The 24,699-nt window shown below is 69.7% G+C and carries 27 protein-coding genes; 17 read left to right on the top strand and 10 right to left on the bottom strand.

Going from position 1 to position 24,699, the window contains the following annotated elements; translation table 11 throughout:
- Positions 1-41 precede the first annotated feature (41 nt).
- Positions 42-1,802, top strand: coding sequence for a nitrite/sulfite reductase (locus tag HHUB_RS00205; RefSeq protein ID WP_059055117.1), 1,761 nt, complete (start codon positions 42-44; stop codon positions 1,800-1,802).
- A gap of 65 nt (positions 1,803-1,867) precedes the next feature.
- Complete coding sequence (locus HHUB_RS00210; protein ID WP_059055120.1) at positions 1,868-2,137, top strand: DUF6360 family protein; 270 nt, start codon at positions 1,868-1,870, stop codon at positions 2,135-2,137.
- Here the strand turns inward: HHUB_RS00210 and HHUB_RS00215 are convergent, their stop codons facing one another.
- A complete protein-coding gene (locus HHUB_RS00215) occupies positions 2,138-3,388 on the bottom strand; it encodes an MBL fold metallo-hydrolase (RefSeq protein WP_059055121.1) in 1,251 nt (416 codons plus the stop codon).
- A gap of 203 nt (positions 3,389-3,591) precedes the next feature.
- On the opposite strand from HHUB_RS00215, the gene HHUB_RS00220 reads away from it, so the two are divergent.
- The 6 genes from HHUB_RS00220 to HHUB_RS00245 all read left to right on the top strand — a co-directional run bounded on the left by HHUB_RS00220 (position 3,592) and on the right by HHUB_RS00245 (position 10,402).
- The gene (locus HHUB_RS00220) at positions 3,592-4,077 is read left to right on the top strand and encodes a plastocyanin/azurin family copper-binding protein (protein WP_059055122.1); all 486 of its coding nucleotides are present in this window, start codon (positions 3,592-3,594) and stop codon (positions 4,075-4,077) included.
- Between the two features lie 199 nt (positions 4,078-4,276).
- Complete coding sequence (nosZ, locus tag HHUB_RS00225) at positions 4,277-6,274, top strand: TAT-dependent nitrous-oxide reductase (protein ID WP_059055123.1); 1,998 nt, start codon at positions 4,277-4,279, stop codon at positions 6,272-6,274.
- A 132-nt stretch (positions 6,275-6,406) separates the two neighbouring features.
- Positions 6,407-7,114 carry a hypothetical protein gene (locus tag HHUB_RS00230; protein ID WP_082687128.1) on the top strand — a complete coding sequence of 236 codons (708 nt, stop codon included), beginning with the start codon at positions 6,407-6,409 and terminating at the stop codon, positions 7,112-7,114.
- Positions 7,115-7,120: 6 nt separating this feature from the next.
- Positions 7,121-8,512 (top strand): nitrous oxide reductase family maturation protein NosD, encoded by a 1,392-nt coding sequence (nosD, locus tag HHUB_RS00235; protein WP_059055126.1) that lies wholly within the window; start codon positions 7,121-7,123, stop codon positions 8,510-8,512.
- Positions 8,505-9,464, top strand: coding sequence for an ABC transporter ATP-binding protein (locus HHUB_RS00240; RefSeq protein ID WP_059055127.1), 960 nt, complete (start codon positions 8,505-8,507; stop codon positions 9,462-9,464). The genes nosD and HHUB_RS00240 overlap by 8 nt, the downstream gene beginning before the upstream one ends.
- Positions 9,461-10,402: an ABC transporter permease gene (locus tag HHUB_RS00245; RefSeq protein ID WP_059055128.1), complete on the top strand. Its 942-nt coding sequence runs from the start codon at positions 9,461-9,463 to the stop codon at positions 10,400-10,402. Before HHUB_RS00240 ends, HHUB_RS00245 begins: the two co-directional genes overlap by 4 nt.
- Here the strand turns inward: HHUB_RS00245 and HHUB_RS00250 are convergent.
- Entirely contained in the window at positions 10,399-10,680 is a 282-nt protein-coding gene (locus tag HHUB_RS00250) for a hypothetical protein (RefSeq protein WP_059055129.1), read from the bottom strand. The genes HHUB_RS00245 and HHUB_RS00250 overlap by 4 nt on opposite strands.
- Positions 10,681-10,827: 147 nt before the next feature.
- Here HHUB_RS00250 and HHUB_RS00255 point away from each other — a divergent pair, with 147 nt between their 5' ends.
- Both HHUB_RS00255 and HHUB_RS00260 read left to right on the top strand, forming a co-directional pair.
- Complete coding sequence (locus HHUB_RS00255; protein WP_059055130.1) at positions 10,828-11,247, top strand: 30S ribosomal protein S6e; 420 nt, start codon at positions 10,828-10,830, stop codon at positions 11,245-11,247.
- Positions 11,248-11,289: 42 nt separating this feature from the next.
- The gene (locus HHUB_RS00260) at positions 11,290-11,727 is read left to right on the top strand and encodes a DUF5807 family protein (protein ID WP_059055131.1); all 438 of its coding nucleotides are present in this window, start codon (positions 11,290-11,292) and stop codon (positions 11,725-11,727) included.
- Here the strand turns inward: HHUB_RS00260 and HHUB_RS00265 are convergent, their stop codons facing one another.
- A complete protein-coding gene (locus HHUB_RS00265) occupies positions 11,728-12,813 on the bottom strand; it encodes a DHH family phosphoesterase (RefSeq protein WP_059055133.1) in 1,086 nt (361 codons plus the stop codon). It lies immediately after the preceding gene.
- A gap of 46 nt (positions 12,814-12,859) precedes the next feature.
- The gene (locus HHUB_RS00270; RefSeq protein ID WP_059055134.1) at positions 12,860-13,291 is read right to left on the bottom strand and encodes a universal stress protein; all 432 of its coding nucleotides are present in this window, start codon (positions 13,289-13,291) and stop codon (positions 12,860-12,862) included.
- A 94-nt stretch (positions 13,292-13,385) separates the two neighbouring features.
- On the opposite strand from HHUB_RS00270, the gene HHUB_RS00275 reads away from it, so the two are divergent.
- On the top strand, positions 13,386-13,829 hold the full coding sequence (locus tag HHUB_RS00275) for a universal stress protein (RefSeq protein WP_059055136.1): 444 nt from the start codon (positions 13,386-13,388) through the stop codon (positions 13,827-13,829).
- Here HHUB_RS00275 and HHUB_RS00280 read toward each other — a convergent pair.
- The 4 genes from HHUB_RS00280 to HHUB_RS00295 all read right to left on the bottom strand — a co-directional run bounded on the left by HHUB_RS00280 (position 13,821) and on the right by HHUB_RS00295 (position 15,474).
- Positions 13,821-14,075, bottom strand: a complete 255-nt coding sequence (locus HHUB_RS00280) for a hypothetical protein (protein ID WP_059055138.1) — start codon at positions 14,073-14,075, stop codon at positions 13,821-13,823. The two genes, HHUB_RS00275 and HHUB_RS00280, sit on opposite strands and share 9 nt — an antisense overlap.
- Before the next feature lie 45 nt (positions 14,076-14,120).
- Entirely contained in the window at positions 14,121-14,669 is a 549-nt protein-coding gene (locus HHUB_RS00285; RefSeq protein WP_059055140.1) for a GNAT family N-acetyltransferase, read from the bottom strand.
- Between the two features lies 1 nt (position 14,670).
- On the bottom strand, positions 14,671-15,039 hold the full coding sequence (locus HHUB_RS00290) for a universal stress protein (RefSeq protein ID WP_059055142.1): 369 nt from the start codon (positions 15,037-15,039) through the stop codon (positions 14,671-14,673).
- 219 nt (positions 15,040-15,258) lie between these two features.
- Positions 15,259-15,474 (bottom strand): hypothetical protein, encoded by a 216-nt coding sequence (locus HHUB_RS00295; protein ID WP_059055144.1) that lies wholly within the window; start codon positions 15,472-15,474, stop codon positions 15,259-15,261.
- Positions 15,475-15,715: 241 nt separating this feature from the next.
- On the opposite strand from HHUB_RS00295, the gene HHUB_RS00300 reads away from it, so the two are divergent.
- Entirely contained in the window at positions 15,716-16,339 is a 624-nt protein-coding gene (locus HHUB_RS00300; RefSeq protein WP_059055146.1) for a DUF5806 family protein, read from the top strand.
- Here HHUB_RS00300 and HHUB_RS00305 read toward each other — a convergent pair.
- Entirely contained in the window at positions 16,336-16,824 is a 489-nt protein-coding gene (locus HHUB_RS00305) for a DUF7529 family protein (protein ID WP_059055148.1), read from the bottom strand. The genes HHUB_RS00300 and HHUB_RS00305 overlap by 4 nt on opposite strands.
- Positions 16,825-16,906: 82 nt before the next feature.
- Here HHUB_RS00305 and HHUB_RS17470 point away from each other — a divergent pair, with 82 nt between their 5' ends.
- The 5 genes from HHUB_RS17470 (at position 16,907) to HHUB_RS00330 (ending at position 23,754) form a co-directional block, all read left to right on the top strand.
- A complete protein-coding gene (locus HHUB_RS17470; RefSeq protein WP_059055150.1) occupies positions 16,907-19,636 on the top strand; it encodes an ABC transporter ATP-binding protein in 2,730 nt (909 codons plus the stop codon).
- A gap of 148 nt (positions 19,637-19,784) precedes the next feature.
- Positions 19,785-21,422: an ABC transporter substrate-binding protein gene (locus tag HHUB_RS00315; protein ID WP_059055152.1), complete on the top strand. Its 1,638-nt coding sequence runs from the start codon at positions 19,785-19,787 to the stop codon at positions 21,420-21,422.
- Between the two features lie 49 nt (positions 21,423-21,471).
- On the top strand, positions 21,472-22,485 hold the full coding sequence (locus HHUB_RS00320) for an ABC transporter permease (protein ID WP_059055154.1): 1,014 nt from the start codon (positions 21,472-21,474) through the stop codon (positions 22,483-22,485).
- Positions 22,482-23,399: an ABC transporter permease gene (locus HHUB_RS00325; protein ID WP_059055156.1), complete on the top strand. Its 918-nt coding sequence runs from the start codon at positions 22,482-22,484 to the stop codon at positions 23,397-23,399. The genes HHUB_RS00320 and HHUB_RS00325 overlap by 4 nt, the downstream gene beginning before the upstream one ends.
- A complete protein-coding gene (locus tag HHUB_RS00330) occupies positions 23,392-23,754 on the top strand; it encodes a DUF7268 family protein (RefSeq protein WP_059055157.1) in 363 nt (120 codons plus the stop codon). The genes HHUB_RS00325 and HHUB_RS00330 overlap by 8 nt, the downstream gene beginning before the upstream one ends.
- On the opposite strand, the gene HHUB_RS00335 is transcribed toward HHUB_RS00330, so the two are convergent.
- A complete protein-coding gene (locus HHUB_RS00335; protein ID WP_059055158.1) occupies positions 23,751-24,662 on the bottom strand; it encodes an amino acid kinase family protein in 912 nt (303 codons plus the stop codon). The two genes, HHUB_RS00330 and HHUB_RS00335, sit on opposite strands and share 4 nt — an antisense overlap.
- Between the last annotated feature and the right edge of the window lie 37 nt (positions 24,663-24,699).

Raw genomic sequence — 24,699 nt, forward strand, 5'->3', positions numbered from 1 at the left:
AAGCGCGCTTTGGTAAGGGCGGACGCCGAGTATGCTTCTATATGCCCACGGACGTCGAGCGATGGAAGGACGAGGTCTACGGTAACGAGATCCGGGAGCATCTCTTCCGGTTCGCCGAGGAGGGGTGGGACGCCATCCCCGACGACGAGGAGGACGCGTGGTTCGAGCGCTTCAAGTGGTGGGGGCTGTACCACCAGCGGAAGGGCCAGGAGAGCTACTTCATGATGCGCATCGGGACGCCGAACGGCGTCCTCGAACCCGGCCAGCTCCGAACGGTCGCCGAAATCGCCGACGAGTACGCCCGCGGCCCGGTCGACAATCCGGAGTTCGGCGCGGCGTACTGCGACTGGACGACCCGCCAGTCGATTCAGCTCCACTGGATCAAACTGGAGGACGTGCCGGATATCTTCGAGAAGCTCGAGGCCAACGACCTCACGACCCAGCAGGCGTGTGGTGACTCGTGGCGGAACATCGTCGGCTGCCCGGTCGCCGGGAAGGACACCCACGAGCACATCGACGCGTGGCCGGTCGCCGAGGAGCTCCACGAGACGTTCAAGGGCAACGACGACTACGCGAACCTCCCGCGGAAGTGGAAGGTCTCCGTGACGGGCTGCGACCAGGGCTGCGGCCAGGGCGACATCAACGACCTCGCCTTCGAGCCCGCCGAGAAGCACGGCGAACTCGGCTTCAACGTCCGCATCGGCGGCGGGCTCTCCCGGAAGGAGCCGCGCCTCGCTCGCGACGTCGACATCTGGGTGCCCGAGGAGAAGGCCACAGACATCGCGGCGGCCGTGACGGAGCTGTTCAACGACCACGGCGACCGCGAGGACCGCTACAACGCCCGCATCAAGTTCCTCGTCGACGAGTGGGGCGTCGACAAGGTCCGCCGCGTCCTCCAGGAGGACTACACCGACTGGGACCTCGAAACGGCGGGCGACGACCTCCGCGACCAGTACACGTACAACGCGGGCGGCCACGAGCACGGCGACCACGTCGGCGTCCACGAGCAGCCCGACGGCAACTACTACGTCGGCCTGAACGTGCTGGTCGGCCGGCAGGGCGTCGAGGACGTCTACGAGCTCGCCGACCTCGCTGAGGAGTACGGCAGCGGCGAGGTCCGGCTCACGCAGCGACAGAACGTCATCGTGACGGACATCCCCGAGGAGAAACTGGACGACTTCCTCGCGGAGGACCTCTTAGAGGATTACTCGCCGGACCCCCACCCGTTCATGCGGGGCTCCATCGCGTGTACGGGCACCGAGTTCTGCTCGCTGTCCATCGTGGAGACGAAGAACCGCCAGGTGCGGTACGCGCGCTGGTTCAAGGAGAACGTCGACGTCCCGGAGGGCGTGACGGACTTCCACATCCACCTCTCGGGCTGCACGGCGTCGTGTGCGCAGCCCCAGATTGCGGACATCAGCCTCCGCGGGATGAAGACCCGCAAGGACGGCGAACCCGTCGAAGCCCTCGACATCGGGCTGGGCGGCGGGCTCGGCGAGAACCCCCACTTCGCGGAGTGGGTGGAGATGCGCGTGCCCGCCGACGAGGTTCCGGGGTACATCCAGAACTTACTCGGGACCTACGAGGACCAGCGCCAGGACGGCGAGACGTTCCGTGACTTCATCCAGCGCCAAGAGGAGGACGCGCTCCAGGAGCTCGCGGACCCCGAGGAGACGGACTACGACGACCCCTACATGCACAACACGAAGATGACGTGGTACCCGTACGCGGACGACGACGACATGGGTGACAGCCCCGCGCCGACGAACGGCGAGGGCGAACCCATCTCCGCGGACGACTGACCGCGCTCGCGTTCTGCTGGTGCCGCTGTCGAAACACCCACGGGGCTGTCCCGCGTTCGCCCTCCATGGCCGACCGCATCATCAAGGTCAACGCGTACACGACGTTCAACCTCCTCGACGGCGAGGCGGAGGGCCACGGCTGGACCGAGGAGGCGCTGGCCGTGCTCAACGTCACGACCGACGACGGCGACGTCCTCCTGGAACTCGAACTGGACAACACCGACACGGAGCGCGTGCCGGCCCACGCAGAGCGCGCGACCCTCTCCCCCGAGCAGGCCCGCGAACTCGCCGGGGAACTGGAGTCGTACGCCGACCGCGCGGAGAGCGACGAGTAGCTACACCGTAATCGTGGGGCCGCGGTCGGGCGCGCTCGCGTCGAAGCCGTCCGCGCGCAGCTGCTCGGCGAACCACTCGCAGCGGTCGCCGTGGTTGACCAGCACCTCGCTGCCGCGGTAGTCGTCGAGGAACGTCCGGAGGCCCTCGCGGTCGGCGTGCGCGGAGAAGTCGTAGCTGTTGACGCGCGCGGCGACGCGGAGGTGGCGGCCGTCGATTTCCGCGCTCCCGGTGTCCAGCAGTTCCCGGCCGGGCGTCCCCTCGACCTGATACCCCGTGAGCGCGAGTTCGTGCTGGGGGTTGCCCGCGATCTCGGGGACGTACGTCATCGCGGGGCCGCCCGAGAGCATCCCCGCGGTGGTGACGATGGCCGTGGGCTTGTCGGCGATGCGCTTGCGCTGGCCGTTTCTCGTGGACTTGTTGAGGAAGCGCGCGTGGCCGCGAGCCGCTTGGAACGCGTCGGCGTCCCGGAGGAACTCGCTGGTCTGCGTGAACCGCTCGGTGACGGCGACGCCCATGCCGTCCACGTAGCAGGGGATGTCGTGGGCGGCACACACCATGAACAGCTCCTGCGTGCGCCCGACCGCGAACGCGGGGACGACGGCGGTACCGCCGCCGCGAATCGTCTCCGCGACGGAGGTGGCGAACGCGTCCTCGATGCTCGCGCGGTCGTCCCGGGTCACGTCCGCGTACGTGGCTTCGGTAATCACCACGTCGGCGTCGGGGCGGGCGGTCGTGCCGGCGAGCAGGCGCTGGTCCTCCGTGTTGAAGTCCGCCGTGTAGAGCAGCCGCGTGTCGCCGTCGTCCACGAGGACGTGCGCGCTCCCGGGGATGTGGCCGGCGTCGTACAGCGTGACTTCGTAGCCGGCGGCTTCGAACGTCTCCTGGTAGCCGTGGGTCTCCGAGACTTCGCCGAGCGCCGCGACTTCCGCGCGCGTGAACGGGCAGTCGTAGCGGCCGCCGCGCTCGCCGCCGCCCTGTAGCTTGAGCGTGTCCTGCGCGAGCAGGCGCGTGAGGTCCCGCGTCGGCGGCGTCCAGTGAATCGGCGGGCGACGCGTGCCGGCGACGAGCGCGGGGACGGCGCCGGCGTGGTCGAGGTGGCCGTGGCTGACGACGACGGCGTCGGGGGCGACGTCTTCGGGGTAGCCCGGAGGCGTCCCGGGCTTCATCCCGTAGTCGAGCAGCAGCGAGTCGTCGACGAGAATCGCGCTGCGCCCGACCTCGCGCGCGCCGCCGAGAAACCGCAAGTCCATGCCCCGCGGTAGGGGCGCGCGGCGTTTGGCTCCGTCGGTCCACGCGGGGTGGCGGCCGGCGGACCGTTGGAACTCCTCGTGTTACGGTTCGCGGAGCCACCCCCTAACCGCTTTCACGAATATGTTCGGTTGCTTTCCCGTACTCTGGTACCGTGCTCGGCGGTTTACGTGTCCGCACCCCTGACCGGCGAAGTGAGGCAAACATGGACGAGTACTACTCGCGGAGACGGTTCCTCGCAAGCACTGCTGTCGTCGGTGCCGCGGCGCTCGCCGGCTGTTCCGGCGGCGGTGGCGGTGACGGCGGTGGCGACGGCGGCGGCGAGGAGACGACCGAGGCACAGACCACGGAGTCCGGCGGCAGCAGCGGCGGCGAGAACGTCGTGCAGGTGGGGCCGGGCGGCCAGCTCGTGTTCGAGCCCGAGGAGATCACGGTCTCGACGGGCGACACCGTCACGTGGGAGTTCGCCAGTCCGAGCCACAACGTCTGCGCGTACCCCGAGATGAACGACGAGGTCTCCATCCCCGACGGCGCCTCCGGGTTCGGGACGATGGAGCAGGGCGGCGACTCGTTCGCGCTCGTCTCGCAGGGCGAGACCTACGAGCACACGTTCGAGACGCCCGGCGAGTACACGTACGTCTGCGTCCCCCACGTGGGGTCGGACATGATCGGCACGGTCATCGTCGAGTAGGTGTCTCGGGCCGTCGCGCGCGACCGAACCACGTCTCGTTTTCGCCCGGAGCGGCGGTGTCTGCGAACGAGCAGTCGGTGGTCCGTCGCCGACGCAGTTCTGGGGTCGTGGGCCCGCAGAACATGTTCGCTCGTATTCCCGGCTTCCGGTAGCCTGCTCGGCGGTTTACGTGGGTGAGTCGCCGAGCAGCGACGTGAGGATGACCGACGACACGACCGACGCCGACGGCGACGCGCTCGACCCCGACGAGGTGGTCGAGCGACACGAGAACCAACTCGACGACCTCCTCGCGGAGGTCGACGAACCGACCCCCGCCGAGGACGACTCGACGACGCTGGAACTGGCGGGCTTGGAGCTTTCGCGGCGCGACTTCGTGAAGGCCGGCGCCGCGACCGGCGCGATGGCGGGACTGGCCGGCTGTTCGGGCAACATCGGCGGCGGCTCGAACAACACCACGTCGTCGCCGTCGGGCTCGTCGACGCCCGACCACAAGGTAGCGCCGGGCGAACACGACGAGTACTACGGCTTCTGGTCGGGCGGGCAGTCCGGCGAGATTCGCGTCATCGGCATCCCGTCGATGCGCGAGCTGATGCGCGTCCCCGTGTTCAACACGGAGGCCGGCCGCGGCTACGGCTACGACGACCAGACCACGGAGATGCTGGAGGAGGCCGGCGACCTCACGTGGGGTGACAACCACCACCCGGTGCTGTCGGAGACCGACGGCGACTACGACGGCGAGTACCTCTGGGTGAACGACAAGGCCAACGGCCGCATCGCCCGCGTGAACCTGAAGTACTTCGAGACGGACGCCATCACGAACGTCCCGAACACGCAGGCCATCCACGGCTGTTCGGTGCAGAGCCCGGACACGGGGTACGTCTTCGGGAACGGCGAGTTCCGCACGCCGCTGCCCAACGACGGCCGCGACCTCGACAACCCCGACGAGTACGTGTCGCTGTTCTCCGCCATCGACCCCGAGACGATGGAGACCGAGTGGCAGGTCAAGGTCGACGGCAACCTCGACATCGTGGACACCGACAAGGACGGCCGCTGGGCGATCTCGTCGGCGTACAACGACGAGGGCGGGGTCACCGTCTCGGAGATGACTCGCGACGACCGTGACTTCGTGAAGGCCTTCGACGTGCCCGCCATCGAGGAGGCCGTCGAGGCCGGCGAGTACGAGGAGGTCAACGGCGTGCCCGTCGTGGACGGTACGCAGGACAGCTCGCTGAATCAGGGCGACAGCCCCATCGTGCGGTACATCCCGACGCCGAAGAGCCCGCACTGCGTGGAGGTCGGGCCGAACGGCGACTACGCGTTCGTCGCCGGGAAGCTCTCCCCGACGGTCACCATCATCGACATCGACGCGCTCGACTCGTCCAGCGACCCCGAGGACGTCGTCGCCGGCCGGCCGAAGGTCGGCCTCGGCCCGCTGCACACGACCTTCGACGGGAACGGCCACGCGTACACGTCGCTGTTCATCGACTCGCAGGCCGTCAAGTGGGACATCGAGGCGGCCGTGGAAGCCGAACAGGGCTCGACCGACCCCGTCATCGAGAAGCAGGACGTCCACTACAACCCCGGCCACATCCAGGCCGTCGAGGCGATGACGACCGACCCCGACGGCGAGTGGCTGGTGAGCCTGAACAAGCTCTCGAAGGACCGCTTCCTGCCGGTCGGCCCCATCCACCCGGACAACGACCAGCTCATCCACATCGGGCAGGGCGAGAAGGAGATGGAGCTGGTCGCCGACCACCCCGCGTATCCGGAGCCCCACGACTGCGTGTTCGCGCACCGTGACAAGCTCGACCCCGCGACGACGTGGGACAAGAGCGACTACGAGGGCGAGAAGGAGTTCGTCACGCAGGAGAACTCTCGCGTCGAGCGCACGGGCGAGCGCTCCGTGGACGTGAAGACCTCGTCGATGCGCTCGGAGTACGGCCTCAAGGACTTCACCGTCAAGGAGGGCGACGAGGTGACGCTCACGGTGACGAACATCGAGGGCGTCCGCGACGTCATCCACGGGGTCGCCATCCCCGACCACGACGTCCACCTCTCCATCGCGCCCCAGGACACCCGCGAGGCGACGTTCACCGCGGACGAGCCGGGCGTCTACTGGATCTACTGTACGTACTTCTGCAGCGCGCTCCACCTGGAGATGCGCTCGCGGATGCTCGTGGAACCGCGCGACGACTGACCGACCGCTGTCTGTCATCCACTCGACGGCCATCGGCGGCCGCCCGGGGTCGCCGGCACGCTCGCCGTGTCGGCGCGGCCCGCGGCGGTCGCAACCGGTGGTTCGTCGCGCGAACCCCGGGCAGGTGACACCATGGACTACGAGATTCCCGACCCGTCGGCGTTCCGCGAGCTGCGGCGGGCGCTCCCGCTGGCAGCGGCGGCGCTGTTCGTTGCGGCGCTGTTCTTCCCGATGTGGCGAATCGCCGTGGACGCGGTGCAGTACCCCTCCACGACGCTGCACCTCGAACTGTACGCCTACCCCCGCATCGCGGGCGACTACGCGGAGATGGCGAACCTCAACAAGTACATCGGGTTCTACTACCCCGACCCGGTGTACTGGCAGCCGAACTACGAGCCCCACCCGTACGCCGTGGACGTGCCGGAGTGGTCGCTGGGGCCGCTGGCGTTCGTCGCGGTGTCGGCGGCGACGCTGTTCGTCTCGCTGGCGCCCGACGCCCGCCGGCTGAAGCGCGGGCTGACCGCCCAGCTGGTCGGCACGGCCGTCGTGTTCGGCGTGATGCTCGCGGACATCCAGTACCGGCTGTATCAGGCCGGCCACACGCTCGACCCGGACGCGCCCGTGATGGGCGTCTCGGGGTTCACGCCGCCACTGTGGGGTCAGTACAAGGTCGCGAACATCACCAGCCACAGCCGCTTCGGGCTGGGCGCGTACATGGCCGTCGTCGCCGTCGCGCTGCTGGTCGTTGCGTTCTACTTCCGGGACAGCGACGCGACGTTCGGCGACCTCGCCGCGCGCGTCACGGGCGGGCGCGCCGGGGACGCGGAGGCCGGGAGGTGACAGCTCGTGACTGACCGTCGCACCGAGCGCTGGTTCGCCGCCGTCGCCGTCGTGCTCCTCGTCGCGAGCGTCGGCGCCGTCGTCGCCGACCCCGGCGGCGAGGCGTCCGGGAGCCCCGAGGTGGCGTTCGACGCGCCGGTGCCCGCTGAGTACGACTTCGGGCTCTCGGCGGTCGGCGAGCGCGGCGACGGCTACGCGGCCATCGACGGCGAGCGCTACGACACCCTCGCCGCCGCCGTCGGCGCCGCCGAACCCGGTGACACTGTCGCGGTCCACGGCCACGTCGCCGGCCCCGTCAGCGTCGAGACGCCGAACGTCACCATCGCCGGCGAGTCCCCCTCGCAGTCGGTCGTCTCGGGCGAGGCCGAGGGCGACATCGTCACCGTCAACGCCAGCGGCGTGACGGTCCGGGACGTCTGGGTGCGCAACGCCGGCTACAGCACCGCGGACAACGACGCCGCCGTCTGGGTCGCCGCCCCCGACGCCACGCTCGCGGACGCGCGCGTGACGAACACCACGTTCGGCGTCTGGGTGGACGGCGTGCCCGACGCGACCGTCCGGAACACCACCATCGTCGGCCGCGAGTCCATCGACCGGCTCTCGAACCGCGGGAACGGCGTCCAGCTGTGGCGCGCCAACGACGCCGAGCTCGCGGACAACCGCATCACGGACGTCCGCGACGGCGTCTACTTCTCGTGGAGCTCCGGCGTCGTCGCGTCGAACAACACGATGTGGAATCTGAGGTACGGCGTCCACTACATGTACTCGGACCGCAACCGGCTCGCGAACAACACCGCGTTCGGCAACGACGTCGGCTACGCGCTGATGGTCTCCGACGACCTCGAAATCGTGGACAACGTCGCCGTCAACAACTCCGGCACGAGCGGCCACGGCGTCCTCGTGAAGGAGGTCGATCACTCCACCATCGCGGGCAACGATTTCGTCGGCAACGACAACGGCATCTTCGTCTACAACTCCCTGGACGACGCGTTCCGGGACAACCTCGTGCTCGCCAACGACGTCGGCGTCCACCTCACCGCGGGGAGCGTGGACATGGACGCGTCGGGGAACTCGTTCGTCGACAACGCGGACGCGATGTACGCCGTCGTCGGCGAGCAGGTCGCGTGGAACGCCAGCGACCGCGGCAACTACTGGAGCGACGCCAGCCCCGTCGACGTCGACCACGACGGCGTCAGCGAGGTGCGCTTCCAGCCCGACGGCACCGTCGAGAACCTCGCGCGCGAGCACCCCGAGACGCGCGTGTTCGCGTCCAGCCCGGCGTTCGACGCGGTCCGGCTGGCGGGCCGCTCGGTGCCGCTCGTGGACGCGCCCGGCGTCGTCGACCACCACCCCCTCGCGACCCCCGCACACGACAACTGGAGGCGATACTATGAGTGACCCCGCAATCGACATCCGCGACGCACAGAAGTCCTACGGCACAGTCACCGCGCTCGACGGCGCGAGTCTCTCCGTCGAGCGCGGGGAGACGCTCGGGCTCGTCGGCCGCAACGGCGCCGGCAAGACGACGCTGTTCAAGCTGCTCGTCGGCCACGACACGCCCGACGCGGGCAGCGTCACGGTCGCCGGCCTGCCGCCGTCGGCGGGCACCGCGCTCCGCGAGCGCGTCGGCTATCTCCCCGAGCACGCCGGCTTCCCGCCGTCGCTGACGGGCCGCGAGGTGCTGTCGTTCCACGCTCGCGTGCGCGGCGTCCCCGCCGACGCGCGGGACCGCCGCGTCGAGCGCGTGCTTCGAACGGTCGGCCTCGCGGACGCCGCGGACCGCCGCGTCGGCGGCTACTCGAACGGCATGAACCGCCGGCTCGGGCTCGCGACCGCGCTCGTCGGCGACCCCGAGGTGCTGTTGCTGGACGAGCCGACCGCCGGCCTCGACCCCGCGGGCGTCGCGGACTTCCACGCCATCGTGGACGCGCTCGCCACCGAGACGGACGTGACAGTGCTGGTCACCTCCCACGTCCTCCCGGAGATCGAGCGCCTCTGCGACCGCGTCGCGGTCCTCGAAGACGGCGACATCTCCGTCTCGGGGAGCGTCGACGACCTCCGGCGCGCCGCCGCCGACACCGTCTCCGTGGACGCGACCGTCGCCGGGGACGCGGACGCGGCCGCTGGCGCGCTGGCGACCGAGGACGGCGTGGTTCGCGCGTCCGCGGACGGCGCCCGCGTCCACCTCGACTGCGAGCGCGACGCCGTCTTCGACGCGCTGGACGCGCTCCGGGAGGTCGCCGACGTCGAATCCGTGGAGGTCACGGAACCCGGCCTCGACGCCGTGTTCCGCGAGGAGGTCGCGGCCGGCGGCGACGTCGCAGTCGAAACGGGGGGTGAGCGGGCGTGACCGCAGACAGCACCGACGCCGGGGACGAGCAGCCCGCGACCGACGGCGGCGCGGCCGCGGTCGTCGACGAGTCCCCGGAGTTCGCGACCGACGGCGCGACGGCGACCGACCTCGTGGAGCGCGGTGGACTCCGTGACACCGTCCGCGGCACCGTCGAGGTCGCCGCCCGCGAGTACCGCCTCGCGGTCCGCCGGCGCTGGGCGGTCGGCGCCGCGGTCGTGTTCGCGCTGTTCTCGGTGGCGCTGGTCGTGCTGGGCGGGTCGGAAGTCGGGCCGACGCGCGTCGGCGCGGTGCTCGCGAGCTTCGCGCAGGTCGGGGTCTACGTCGTCCCGCTGGTCGCGCTCGCTGCGGGCTACGACGCCATCGTCGGCGCCGACGAGTCCGGCAGCCTCGAGATGCTGCTCGCGCTCCCGCTGTCGAATCTCTCGGTGGTCGTCGGGAAGTACGCGGGCCGGGCGGCCGCGGTCGGCGGCGGGATGCTCGTCGGGTTCGCGGTCGGCGGCGCCCTGCTCGTCCGGTACGCCGGCGTGGGCGTCGTTGGCGCGTACGCGTGGGTGGCGCTGGTCGCCGTCGCCGCGGCACTGGCGTTCCTCGGCGTCGGCGTGCTCGCGTCCGCGCTCGCAAGCGAGAAGACGCGGGCGCTCGGCGCCGCGCTCGCGGCGTGGGTGTGGTTCGTGCTCGTCCACGACCTCGTCGCGCTCGGCGCCGTCGCCTCCTTCGACCTCCCGCAGTGGGTGGTGTCGGTGGCCGTGTTCGCCAACCCCGCGGACCTCTTCCGCGTGCTCGTGCTCCGCACCGTCTCCACGACCGCGGGCGGCATCGCCGGCGTCCTCACCGGCGCCGGGCTGAGTCAGGGCGTGTTACTGGCGGCGCTCGCGGCGTGGATACTCGTCCCCGTCACCGGCGCGGTCGCCGCGCTCGGCCGGCGCTCCGTCTAGGAGTCCTCGCGCTGCCACGCGGTCACGCGGAACCGCCGGTAGCCGCCGTGGGACGCCTCCAGCGCGCCCATCCACCAGTTCCAGCGCTCCGCCGGCGACCCGCCCGGCGCGTCCGTCAGCTGGTCGACGACGGCCTCCGCGGTCACCTCGAAGTCGAGGTCGTCGGCGAGCACGCCGGCGTCGGCGAGGTCGCCGGCCGTCCGCGCGACCACGCGGCGCTCCGCGGGCGTCCCGCCGAACTCGGCGTCGAGGCGGTCCATCAGGTGTCGGCGGTCCATGCCAGTCACCGCGTGGTTGTGTGGGCCGCGCCTTCAACGCTCGGGTCGCCGCCACCCCCCCAACATCCGCAATTCCCCGTCGTGGGGCGTCCTGCCGCCGGGAGCGGCTTCGACGGGTTTTTGAACTGCGCCCGACTGGTTTCACGCATGGCTACGTTCCAAGTTGTCGTCGCCGACCCCGAGTCGGGGCGAAGCTACCAGCAGGAGGTAGACGGACAGGACGCGAACCGGTTCCTCGGCCTCGAACTCGGCGACGAAGTCGACGGCGAAGCCGTCGGCCTCGACGGCTACACCGTCGAAATCACTGGCGGCAGCGACGCCGCCGGCCGACCGATGCGCAACGACGTCAACGGCTCCGCGCTCAAGGACGTGCTGCTCACTGGCGGTCCCGGCTTCAACCCCGAGGACGACGGCGAGCGCAAGCGCGTCACCGTCCGCGGGAAGGAGGTCTCCGAGGAAGTCGCCCAGCTCAACGTCTCCATCAGCGAGCGCGGCGAGGAGTCCGTCGAGTCCCTCTACGGCGAGGGCGACGCCGAGGACGAGGACGCCGAGGAAGCCGAAGCCTAACGGAACGCCACGCTTTTTCGCGGTCGCCGCGTATTCGTCGCCGTGAGCGACTACGACGCGTATCTCGCCGGCGACAGGACCGACGACGTCGCACTCTACCTCTCCGAGTCGTACGTCTCCGACGTCGAGAAGCTAGCCGACCGCGACGACGCCGAACGGGTCGAGGACGGCGTCGTGCTCGTCGTCGAGGGCGAGCGCGGCCGCAGCGTCTTCAAGTCGATTACGGGGATGGGCGCGATGGACTTCGGGTCCGCCGCGATGGACAACCCCGGGCACGTGGACGGCGACCTCGCGGGCGGCGACTGCCCGCACGCAAGCGACGGCCCACAGGAGCACAGCGCGCAGTTCGCGTTCTCGTTCGCCGAGCCGCAGAACGAGGAGGTCGGCGGGCTCTACGCTGAGGGCGACGTCATCCACGCCTACGTCTACTGTTCCTGCGGCGAGTCGTACTCCGACAAGTGGCTCGCGGGCGAGCGCTAGCTACGACTCCTCGGGCTCTTCCTCGGGGTCGAGGTTGCGGAAGCCGTCGAGGATGACCTGTTTCGCGGTCGCGCCCTGCGACGTCCAGTGGTTCGCGTAGTCGAGCATGTCCTCGTAGATGTCGGGCTTGCAGCCCGCCGCCTTCGGGTGGCCGCCGCCGTTGACCTGACGGGCGACCTCGTGGGCGCGCTGGAAGTCCTCGGTGCCGCGGATGCTCGCGCTCCCGGAGGGCTTGACGATGACGGCGGCGTCGGCGCCCTGTTCGCGCAGCGCTTCCGCGACCTCGTTCTGCGAGCAACGGCCGTAGGTCACGCCGACCGTCCACCCGTTGACCTCGCGCAGCGACGCTCGCGCGACCGCGCGGTCGATGAGGTCGTTCTTCTCGACGCGGCGCTCCTCGAGGAACTCCATGACGTCCTCGGGGAGGTCGGCGCCGTGCTCCTGAATCGTCTCCATGTACTCGTCGGTGTCCACCCAGTAGGAGTAGTCCGCGAGGTCGTCGCTGCGCGGGTCCTCCTTCAGCCAGAGGTCGTGGTCGCGGGTGACCGCCGCCAGCTCCTTGAGGTACCGCGGCAGGTCCGCGTCGACCGAGCGCACCGCGACGTCGGCGGTGCACTCCTCCTCGGAGTCGCCGATGACGAGGTCCACGCCCGCCTCCCGGACGGCGGCCTCGACGTCCTCGGTCCACTGGTGGTGGTCGTACCAGTGGACGTCGCCGGCGTGCTCGACGAGGTACGCCAGTTCGTCCTCGACGTAGCGGAACTCGTCGGGGCAGAGGTCGCAGACGAACACCGTCGCGCCGTCCGCGCCGAACTCCGCGGCGCGCCGCAGGCCGTCTTCGAGTTCGTGGGGGCCGGCGGGCACGAGCGCCGCGTCGCCGTACACCTCGCGGACGATGGCCGCACACGCCATCCCGTCGGCGTCCGGGTCCGCGACGACGAGGACGTCCGCGCCCTCGGCCTCCTCGCGAATCTCTCGGTCCTTGCGCTCCTCGTGGATGCTGTCCGGGATGAAGAAGCCCTTGCCGGGGAGCAGTGACTTCCGCTCCAGCGGCATGTCTTCGTCCTCGATGACCCAATCTTCCATACCGGAGGGAGGCGCGGCCGCGCAAAGAACCCCGTGGTTGGTCGCCCTACTCGCTGTCGTCGAGCTGGCGCACTGTCAGCACGGGCACCGGGCACGTCCGCACGACGCGCTCGGCGACGCTCCCGATGAGAAAGCGGTTCTCGCCGTGGCGGCCCCGCGTCCCCGTCGCCACCACGTCGGCGTCCACGTCGCGGGCGTACTGGCTGATTTCCGCGGCCGGCCGGCCCTCGCGGACCGCCGTCGTCACGCGCCGGTCGGCCTCGTCGGCGATGTCCGCGACGGCCTCCTCGCCGCGCTCTTCGAGGGCGTCGTGCATCTCCTCGCGGACCTCCGCGGGCGCGCTCTCGACCTCGCTCTCCTCTAAGACGTACAGCGCGTGCACGTCCGCATCGAAACGCTCCGCGAAGTCGAGCGCGACCGCGACGGCGCGCCCCACGCTCTCGGAGCCGTCGGTCGCGATGACCACCGTCTCTATCATACCCGACGCTGGGCGCCCGCGCCCCTTAAACCCACGCGGCAGTGGCGCCCGCACACGCGGAGCGCTTTAGTAGCCCGCCCGCGCAGACCCAGCCATGACCCTCGAAGTGGACACCGTGCTCGTGCCCGTGGACGGGACCGACGCCTCGGTCACGGCCGCCGAGTACGCGTTCGCGGTCGCGGACCGCTACGACGCTGACGCCCACGCGCTGTACGTCCTCGGCGAGACGGTCAGCCGCGGCATCCACGCCGGCGAAGTCGACGAACCCGAACTCGCCGACGAGACCCGGACGTTCCTCAACGACGTCGAGGAGCTCGCGCCCGAGGACGTCCGCGTCGACTCCACCATCGCGTACGGGTTCTCCACGACGCGCAAACTCCAGCACCCCGGCAGCGTCATCCTCGACTGCGCCGCCGACGTCGACGCCGACTTCCTCACCATCCCCCGCGAGGGGATGCTCGACGAGACCGGCGACGTCCTCGAGAAGGCCGCCGAGTACGTGCTGCTGTACGCCAGCCAGCCCGTCCTCTCAGTCTGACTCTCCGGCCGGCTCGCCGTCTGCCTCCGCGATTCGCGTCTTCACGAGCCTGTCCACCTGCGTGAACAGCGAGTGGACGAGCACCCACGTCGCGGCCAGCGCGAACGCGCCCGCCAGCAGCGCGCCGGCGGTGCCGGTCGGCACCAGAATCGCCTGCAGCGTGACCAGCGCCACCCACGCCAGCACCGCGTGGAGCGTGAACCGGTTCGCCCGCGAGACGTGTTCGTCGGACCAATCAGGGGACATAGTCGGGCGTTCTGGCGCGCTCGACAAAACAGTATCCGAACCGCGTCAGTTCAGCCGAATCGCCATCTCCATCTCGAAGCTCTCGGCCGCGGCCGTCTCGAAGCCGACCTTCTCGTAGAGCGCGACCGCCGGCCGATTCCACCGCTCGACGGTGAGCCAGACGTACTCCGCGCCCTGCTGTTGCCCGTGGCCGAGCAGGGCCTCGATGAGCTTCGTGCCGATGCCCGCGCCCTGGAAGTCCTGATGCACGAAGATGGCGAGCTCGTACGTCGTCTCGTTGTCCGGCACGAGCGTCGCGTGGCCCGCCACCTCGTCGCCGTGCCACGCCAGCACGTCGTAGCCGTCCTGCTCGAAGAGGTTCGCCAGCCACTCCCGGATGCGGTCCTCGCCGACCGGCGGCACGCCCTGCGCGCGGTCCGCCGGGTCGAACTCCACGTACATCTCCACGACCGCCTCGAAGGCGTCGTCGCCCGGGCCGTGCTCGCCCTCCCACGCCCGCACGTCGATGGTCCGCCCGTCGCCGTCCTCGAACTCCCGCGGCGGCCGCGGGAACTCCTCGACCACCTCGTCGGGGTACGCGCGTTCGTCGGTCATGCTAACGCACCAACTTCACGGACACGCGCGCGTTCAACAGCACGAACTCCGCGATGTTCCCGAGGCGAATCTTCCCCATCGGGCTGCGCTGGCCGCCCCCGAGCACGATCTGGTCGAACTCCTCGCTCTCCGCCAACTGCACGATGCTACTCCCCGGGTCGCCCGAGAGCCGCCGCACGTCCGCCTCCAGTCCCGCCTCCGTCAGCGTCTCTCGGGCCACGTCCACGAGGTCATCCGGCTCCCGGTCGCTGTCGGGGTTCTCCACGACCGCCACCGTCACCTCGTCGCCCGTCTCGACCGCTCGCTCGACCGTCTCGTGGAGCGCGTCGAGGGAGTCGTCTGCACCGCCGATGCCCAGCAGCACTTTCATAGTCGGACTGTCAGCGCCGCCGAGTAAAAGGATTCGGCTGGGAGACGGTGAGCGGAGCGAACCGTCTCCGAATACGTGAGCGGGGAGCGAAGCGACCCGCGAATTGGGGGATTCCGAGCGAAGCGAAGAATCCCTGGCTACGTGAACGGCGACCGCAGGGAGCCGTGAACCGGGCGGCGACGAGCGACGCGAGTCGCCTCCGAACAAGTGAGCGAGCGGTCACTCAGTCCCCGTCTGCCACACCTCGTGGGCCAGCGCCGCGACCATGACGCCGAACACCACGACGTGTACGGCCTCGTACAGCGTGCCGACGATGCTCGCTCCGTCCGTGACGAGCCCGCGAAATACGTCCGGACGGAAGGATACCCACGTGAGACACGCGAGGACGAGCACGCCCGCCTGCCCCCACTTCCGTAGCACACGTTCGACCGCCATACACTCGCGTACGCGTGCGCAGCGCACTTATATCGTTATCTGGCTTCGACCGCCGCTCGCGGGTCGCTTCGCTCACGGTTCACTCTGTTCAACGTTCGCCGTAACGAGGAGTCTCACTCCGCTCGGCTCCTTGCCGGGACTCGCGGCTCCCGTCGGTCGCCGCTCGCTTCAACGTGCTCTCCCTGCGGTCGAGCACGCTCCCGGCGACACGCTTTTGCGCTCAACACGGCAACCCTACTCCATGCCCGAACGCGCTTCTCCCGCAGACTGGGACCTCACGCCGGCCGTCGAGCCGGCGGAGGGCTCGACCGACGACGCCGACGACGTGCCCGAGGACGTCCGCGAGTACGCGCGGTTCTCGAAGATGGACGGCGCGCAGTACGACCGCGTCAACGAGTTTCTCCGGGACCGCACGTACATCACGGCCCGCGAATGGGCGATTGCGCGGCTCTGCGCGGACTTCCGCACGGAGACCGGCGTGGAGATGACGAAAATCGGGGAGAACCTCCCGGAGCTGGTGCCGTTCATGACCGACACGTACAGCCCGCAGGCGGTCAATCAGGCGCGGTCGGCGTTCGAGGACAAGGTGCGGATGGCGGGCGCGACGTTCCTCTACGGCGCGATGTCCGGGTTCTTCACGGCCGACGAGCTCGACGACCTGATGTACGAGGTGACGGAGGTTGCGAAGTTCCTGTTGGAGGTCGAGGGCGTGGACCTCGCCGTCGAGGAGGAGTTAGAGGCCGAGGAGCGCATCTCGTCGGTGATGCGTGACGTGCGCTCCGCGAGCGACGAGCTGCGCCACGACGGCACCGAGTGCCCGAACTGCGGGCACACCATCGACGCGGACGCCAGCGCCGACGATTAGGCGTTGGGCTGTTCGGGGAGGAACGGGGCGACGTTCTCGTGGACGAACTCCACGTAGTCGTCGTTCAGCCGGCGGCAGAATAGCCGGAGTTCGCCGCTCTCGCGAATCGTATCGAGCTTCTCCGCGGAGGACGCGGTGTCGTAGTACGCGGGCACGAACACCGCGGTCTCGCTGTCGGGGTCTTTCTCCACGACGAGCAGGTACGTCGTGGTGTCCGCGGCGGCTTGGAACACGTCCACGTCCGTGAACGACGCGTCCGCCGCGAGGGCTTCGAGGTCCTCGTACTCGTCGCCCGGCAACACCACGTCGAGGCCGGTGCGGAACTCCGAGTCCACGAGCACCGAGTCGCCGGGGTGCAGTTCCAGCGTCGTCCAGCCGCGGTCGCGGTACGCCTCCGCGGTCGCCGCCATGTCCTCGACGACGGCCTGCCAGCCCTGCTCGGTGGGCTGGCTGGTCGGGCCGCCCTCGGCGGGGGTCTCGGTCATGTCTGTGTCGCGGGCGGCGCCGGGGATAAGCGTTGCCCAAGTCCCGCAAGGTATTTCTTGAGTGGACTGCGAATTCTGCCCAGTGACTGACCTCCTGTCGCTCTCCGGCCTGCGGACGCAGTTCGAGACCGAACGCGGCGCGGTGAAGGCCGTGGACGGCATCGACCTCACCATCGAGGAGGGCGAGACCGTCGGCCTCGTCGGCGAGTCCGGCTCCGGGAAGAGCGTCACGGCACTGTCGGCGATGGACCTCGTCGACGACCCCGGTGACGTCGTGGACGGGCGCGTGACGTTCCGCGCGGCGGACCTCGCCGCGGACCTCGCGGGCGACTTCGAGGGGAGCGTCGTCCCCTATCCGTTCGAACTCGTGGACGCGGTCTGGGAAGTCGTCGGCGACCTCCGCGTCGGCGAGGGCGTCGAGTCGATGCCCGCGGAACTGCGCGGGATGGCCGACGACCTCGCGGGCGAGGACGACCCCGCGGCCCTCGCGGACTCCCTGCGGGAGGCCGCCGACCGGCTGGCCGACGGCGCGACAGAGTCCGTCGTCGCTGACACCCTCGAAACCGCCATCGAGGACGCCGACGACGGCTTCGTCTACGTGGACGACGACGCGCGCGCTGACCTACTGAGCGGAGCGGACGCGGCCGACGTCGAGGTGACCGACGGCGTCCTCGACCTCACCGACGCGCCCGAGGAGGCGATGCGGAAGGTGCGGGGCGGCGAGATGGGGATGATCTTCCAGGACCCGATGACGTCGCTGAACCCCGCGGTGACCGTCGGCGAGCAGGTCGCCGAGTCGCTGCGCCTCCACCGCTACGGTGACCGCAAGCGGGACACGTGGCTGAACGCGATTCGCGAGATTCTCCCGAAGGTCGGCGGCCGCGAGCACGACGAGGAGGTCTTCGAGGACGTCGTCGACATCCTCACGGAGGTCGGGATTCCGGAGGCGACGACCCGCCTCGACGAGTACCCCCACGAGTTCTCCGGGGGGATGCGCCAGCGCGTGCTCATCGCCATCGCGCTGGCGTGCCAGCCGCGGCTGCTGGTCGCCGACGAGCCGACGACGGCGCTGGACGTGACCATCCAAGCGCAGATTCTGGACCTCATCGACGACCTCCAGGAGGAGTTCGGGATGTCCGTGCTGATGATTACCCACGACCTCGGCGTGGTCGCGGAGACCTGCGACCGCGTGGCGGTGATGTACGCGGGCGAAATCGTCGAGGAGGGCCCCGTCGAGGAGATATTCCACAACCCCAGCCACCCGTACACGTACACGCTGCTGGAGTCGATTCCCACCGAGGACAAGGAGCGCCTGACGCCCATCGAGGGCAACGTCCCGGACCTCATCGACATGCCCGAGGGCTGCCACTTCGCGGACCGCTGCCCGTGGGCCCAGCCAGAGTGCCGGGAGGGCGAGATTCCGTTCCTCCAGCACGGCCCCGAGGACGTCGACCACCGCTCGAAGTGCATCGTCCCGGAGTTCGACGAGAGCGAGTACGGCGTCGAGGGCGTCTCCTCGCGGACCGACCACGAGGTCGGCGAGCCGCTCGTGGAACTCCAGGAGATGCGCAAGTACTACGAGCAGGAGGACAGCTGGTTCGACCGGTTCTTCCCGGGCGAGGAGCCCAGCGTGAAGGCCGTGGACGGCGTCAGCCTCGACGTCCACGAGGGCGAGACGCTCGGCCTCGTCGGGGAGTCCGGCTGCGGGAAGTCCACGGCGGGCCGGGCGCTGCTCCACCTCGACCCGCCGACCGACGGCACGGTCGTGTTCGCGGGCGACGACCTCGGGAGCCTCTCGAAGACCGAACTCCGCGAGAAGCGCAAGGACATGCAGATGGTGTTCCAGGATCCGATGTCGAGCCTGGACCCGCGGATGACGGTCGGGCAGACGGTGATGGAGCCGCTGAAGATTCACGAGCTCGCGGAGGGCCACCGCCGCCAGCGCGTCGTCGAACTCCTCGAAGAGGTGGGGCTGGACCCCAGCCAGTACGACCGCTATCCCCACGAGCTGTCGGGCGGGCAGCGCCAGCGCGTCGGCATCGCGCGGGCGCTGGCGGTCGACCCGGACTTCATCGTCGCCGACGAGCCCGTCTCGGCGCTGGACGTCTCCGTGCAGGCCCAGATTATCAACCTCATGGAGGACCTCCAGGAGGAGTACGGGCTGACGTACCTGTTCATCGCCCACGACCTCTCCGTGGTGCGTCACATCTCCGACCGCGTGGCGGTGATGTACCTCGGGGAAATCGTGGAGGTCGCCGGGACGGACGAGCTGTTCGGCGACCCCAAGCACCCCTACACGAACGCGTTGCTGTCCGCGATTCCCGAGCCCGACCCGCTCGCGGAGACCGGCGACCGCACCATCCTGAAGGGGGACGTTCCCTCTCCCATCGACCCGCCGTCGGGCTGTCACTTCCGCACGCGGTGCCCGTCGGTGATTCCGCCCGAGGACCTCGACATCGAGCAGGAGCGCTACCGCGAGGTGATGTTCTACCGGCAGCGCGTGGAGGCCCGGGACATCGACCTCGACGCCGCGCGCGAGCGGGCGGCCGACGCGGCGGCCGGCGACCGAGCAGTCGCGGACGGCGGTAGCGGCCTCCACGCGGTCCTCCACGACCAGTTCTTCGACGAGCCGCTCGCCGGCCGGGCGCGCGACGCGGTCGAGGAGTCGTTCGACCACCTCGCGGAGGGCGACTGGGAGGCCGCCGAAGACGTCCTCCGCGAGACCTTCGAGAGCGTCTGCGAGCGCGAGGACCCCCACCTCGGCGACGACGACCACCCCGCGGCGTGCCACCTGTTCGCGGACGCGGAGTGAGCCCAGCGGCCGTCTGACCCCCTGCTCCCCGCGTCTGCGGTAATTTTCGCAGCTACCGAAGAGTGCCGAACGGGCATCCCCGCGGCGTGTGCCGGTTCCACCACTACTATCCGATACTATTATTTAGGTCGCCGCCGGGCGTGGTGTTATGGCAGGCAATGACAGTCAGGTCTCACGGCGCAGCTTCCTGAAGGCTGCCGGTACCGCAACCGTCGCCGCGACCGCGACGGGCTCGGTCGCCGGCTGTCTCGGCGGCGGCGGTGGCGGCGGCACGCTCCGGTACGGCCGGGGTTCGCACTCCCAGACGCTTGACCCGCACGCCACCACCAGCGGGGAAGTCGCGAAGGTCACCAACCAGGCCTACGAGACGCTCATCGGCTTCCAGCCCGGCGAAGCCACGCTCACCGAGTCGCTGGCGACCGACTGGACGATGGACGGCTCGAACGTCACCCTCCAGCTCCGCGAGGGCGTGACTTTCCACGACGGCACCGAGTTCACCGCCGACGACTTCATCGCCAGCTACCGGCGCTTCGTCGACGAGGACTACGAGTACTACTTCGACGACGCCTCCGCGTACGGGCCGTTCACGCTCGGCAACTGGATCGACAGCGTCTCCAAGGACGGCGATTACACCCTGAACATCACGCTCTCGCAGACGTACGCGCCGTTCCTCCGGAACCTCGCGATGTTCGTCTCCGTGGTCATCTCCCAGGACGCCATCGAGGGCGACACGAACCTCGCCCAGGAGATGGTCGGCACCGGCCCCTTCGAGCTCTCCGAGCTCGACAACTCGAACAACCGCATCCAGCTCACCGCGTTCGGCGACTACTGGGGCGACAGCCCGAACGTCGACGAGGTGCTGTTCCTCACGCGCGGTCAGAACTCCACGCGCGCGCAGGCGCTCGTCGAGGAGGAGATGGAGATTATCGACGGCCTGGACCCGGACACCATCCAGACCATCGAGGACTCGGACACCGCGTCCGCGGAGACGACGCAGGGCATCAACATCGGGTACATGAGCTTCAACATGTCCCGCGTCGAGGCGTTCCGCGACCGCCGCGTCCGGCAGGCAGTCAGCTACGCCATCGACACGCAGTCCATCGTCGAGAACATCTACTCGGGCATCGCGACGCAGGCCGACCAGCCGATTCCGCCCGCGCTGTTCGGGCACAACGACGACCTCAGCCCGTACCCCCACGACCCCGAGCAGGCGCAGTCGCTGCTCGAAGAAGCCGGCTACGGCGACGGCTTCTCCTTCGAGCTGACTACCTTCCAGAACCCCCGCGGCTACAACCCCGCGCCGCTCCCGACCGCCGAGACCATCCGGTCGAACCTCGACGAGGTCGGCATCGACGTCACCATCGACGACCGGCAGTTCGGCGACTACCTCACGTACACCTCCGAGGGGCGCCACGACGCCAGCCTCGCGGGCTGGTACACTGACAACGCCGACCCCGACAACTTCTGTTACGTCCTCCTGCACCCGCAGTGCGAGGTGCCCGAGGGCCAGGACTGGGTGTCGTGGGACACCGAGGGCTTCAACACGTCGAACCGCTCGGCGTGGGCGAACTCCGAGTACATGAGCCTCATCGAGGAGGCGCAGACGACGACCACGCAGAGCGAGCGCGCGAGCCTCTACAGCGACGCCGCCGAAATCGCTCACGACGAGGCGCCGTGGGTGTACATCGACTACGCCGAGGAGGTGCGCGGTGTCAGCAACCGCGTGAGCAACTACACCATCTCGGCCATCGGCGGCCCGCACCTCGACCTCGTCGAGCTCGAGTAACGCCCCCACGACGGGAGCTTTTTACCACTCGCACTCCCCCCTTCGCGTAATGGTCTCAAAGCGGTTCGTCGCGAAACGGTTGCTGCTCCTCGTCCCCGTGCTGTTCGGGGTGGCGACCGTGGTGTTCGCGATTCTCCACCTCTCGCCGGGCGACCCCGCGGTCGCGATTGCCGGGAACCGAGCCAGCCAGGCGTTCGTCGAGCAAGTCCGCACGGAACTCGGGCTGAACGACCCGCTCTGGCAGCAGTACGTCCGGTTCCTCGGCGAGGCCGCCACGTTCAACTTCGGCGAGTCCTACCAGATTCAGCGCGGCACGCCCGTCAGCCAGATTCTCGCCAACCGCCTCCCCATCACCATCGAACTCGCGGTGCTGGGCCAGCTCGCGGGCCTGCTGTTCGGCCTGCCGCTGGGCATCCTGAGCGCGGTCAAGCAGGACACGTGGACCGACCACCTCACGCGCATCGGCGCGCTCAGCGGCATCAGCATCCCCATCTACTGGAGCGGACCGCTGCTCATCCTGCTGTTCGCGCAGTTCCTCGGCGTCCTCCCCACCAGCGGCCGCATCGGCTCCGCGCACTTCATCGACTCCGCCACCGGCTTCATCCTCGTCGATACGCTGCTTGAGGGCGACCTCCTCGCGTTCCGGTCCGCGGCCCGCCACCTCCTGTTGCCCGTCGTCGTGCTGGGCATCTACCAGATGGCGCTCATCTCGCGGATGATGCGCTCGTCGATGATCGAGGTCATCAGGCAGGACTACATGCGGACCGCCCGCGCGAAGGGCCAGGGCGAGAAGATTACGACGATGAAACACGGCCTGCGGAACGCGTTCATCCCCGTCATCACCATCATCGGCATCCAGTTCGGCGCGCTGCTGGGCGGCGCCGTCCTCACCGAGACGGTCTTCGAGATCAACGGCATCGGCACGCTGCTGGTGGACGCCATCAACCAGAACGACTACCCGGTCGTGCAGGCCACCGTGCTCGTGTTCGCGGTGATGTACACGCTGGTGAACCTCCTCGTGGACGTGACCTACTCCGTGCTTGACCCCCGCATCGAACAATGAGCACCGAAACCCAGACCCCCGACGTCGACCGTGGCATCGTCGAACGGCTCCGCGCGAGCCCGTTCCTCTCCGAACTGCTGTCGAACCGGCTGGCGGTCATCGGCATCACGCTCATCCTGGGCGTGTTCGCGGTCGCCATCTACGCGCGGTTCGCCTACGACCTGAACGCGATTACGTCCACGAACTTCGGCACGAACCCCACCGAGGCCGCGCCGAGCGCGCAGTACTGGTTCGGGACGGACGGCCAGGCCCGCGACATCTTCCCGCGCGTGCTGTACGGCGCGTGGTACGCGATGCTGTACGGCACCGTCACGGTCATCGCCTCGACCGTGCTCGGCGTCGGTCTCGGCATCGTCGCGGCGTACTACGGTGACCTCACGGACAACGTCATCATGCGCACGATGGACGTGCTGCTGTCGTTCCCGTCGCTGCTGCTGGCGCTCGCGCTGGTCACCATCTTCCCGGATAACCTTGGCCTGTGGCGCGCGGTCGCGGCGCTGACGCTCGTGTACACGCCGCGGTTCGCGCGCGTCGTCCGCGGCGCCGCGCTGAAAGTGCTGGAAGACGAGTACATCGAGGCGACGCGCGCGCTCGGCGCGACCGACCCCCGGCTGCTCGTGCGCCACGTCCTCCCGAACTGCCTGGCGCCCATCACCGTCCAGTCGACGCTGAACTTCGGGCTCGCCATCATCGACATCGCGGCGCTGTCGTTCCTCGGGTTCGGCGCTAGCCCCGGCGAGCCGACGTGGGGGATGATGCTGTCGAACGGCGTCGAGTACGGCCTCTTCTCGGGCGCGTGGTGGTGGTCGTTCTTCCCCGGCCTGTTCCTCGCACTGACGGTTCTGGGGTTCAACCTCCTCGGGGACGGGATGCGGGACGCCCTCGACCCGCGGATGCGGGAAGCCGTTGACTGATTCCCCCCGCGAGGACTCGGCGAGTCCACGCGAACTCGTGGTTCGCGCGGGCCGCTGGACGCTCCGCGGCGCCGCCGTCGGCATCGCCGTCTCGCTGGCGCTACTCGTCGTCACGTCCCCGAAGGGCGCCACGGACACGGCGTTCGCGCTCGGCGCGCTCGTGCTCGGGTTCGGCGTGTTCGCGTGGGCGACCGCCGTCGGCCTCGGCGAGACGCTCCGCGGCGTCAAGCAGTACGTCGACGTCGGCTCCGCGTGGACCGAGGCCGGCGCCCGCGAGGCCTTCTTCGTGCTGTCGTGGACGGGCGCCGGCTGGGCGTTCGCCGCCGCCGTCACGTCGATAGCGCTCGGCGTCTAGCCCGGGTGAATCTGCGTGCCGGCGTCGCCTCTGACCGCCGCAGCGACGTCTTCGGTGCCCGCGACGACCGCGCGCTCGCCGCCCGCGTCCAGAAAGTCCAGACACGCCTGAATTTTCGGTTCCATGCTCCCCTCGCCGAACTCGCCGCCAGCGAGGTGCTCGCGCATCTCTGCGGCGGTCGCGTCCGCGATGCGTGACTGCTCGGGCGTCCCGAAGTCCGCGTACACGCAGGGCACGTCCGTCGCCATCACCAGCACGTCCGCACCGACGCGCTCGGCGACGAGGCGCGTCGTGTGGTCTTTGTCCACGACCGCCGCCACCCCCTCGATTCCGTCGTCCCCGACAGTCACTGGGACGCCGCCCCCGCCGCCGCAGACGACGGGTTCGCTGTCCCCGACGAGAGTCTCGATGCGCTCGCCCTCTAAAATCCGCCTCGGCTCCGGTGACGGGACGACCCGCCGGTGCGCCGTCTCGCCCTCCGGCGTCGTCACGTCCGTCGTCTCGAAGTCGCGCTCGCCGGCCTGCTCGGCGCTCAGGTACGGGCCGACCGGCTTCGACGGCTCCCCGAACGCCGGGTCCTCGGGGTCGACTTCCACCTGCGTGACGACCGACGCGACGCTGGCGTGAATGCGCTCGTCGAGGGCCTGCTGGAGGAGGTAGCCGAGCTGGGCCTGCGTCTCCGCGACGAGCACGTCCAGCGGCCGCTCGGGCGCGTCCGACTCCTCCTGCTGGCGGAGCAGCGCGCCGACCTGCGGGCCGTTCCCGTGGGTCAACACGAGGTCGTGGCCCGCCTCGTGGAGTTCCCGTAGCTGGTCGGCGGTCGCCTCGATTCGCTCGCGCTGGGCGGCTATCGTGGCTTCCCCGCTCGGCGCGAGCGCGTTCCCGCCGAGCGCGACGACCGTTCGCATACCCCTGTGGTCGCCGCCCCGCCACTAAGCCCTGCTG

The sequence above is a fragment of the Halobacterium hubeiense genome (assembly GCF_001488575.1).
GTDB lineage: Archaea > Halobacteriota > Halobacteria > Halobacteriales > Halobacteriaceae > Halobacterium > Halobacterium hubeiense.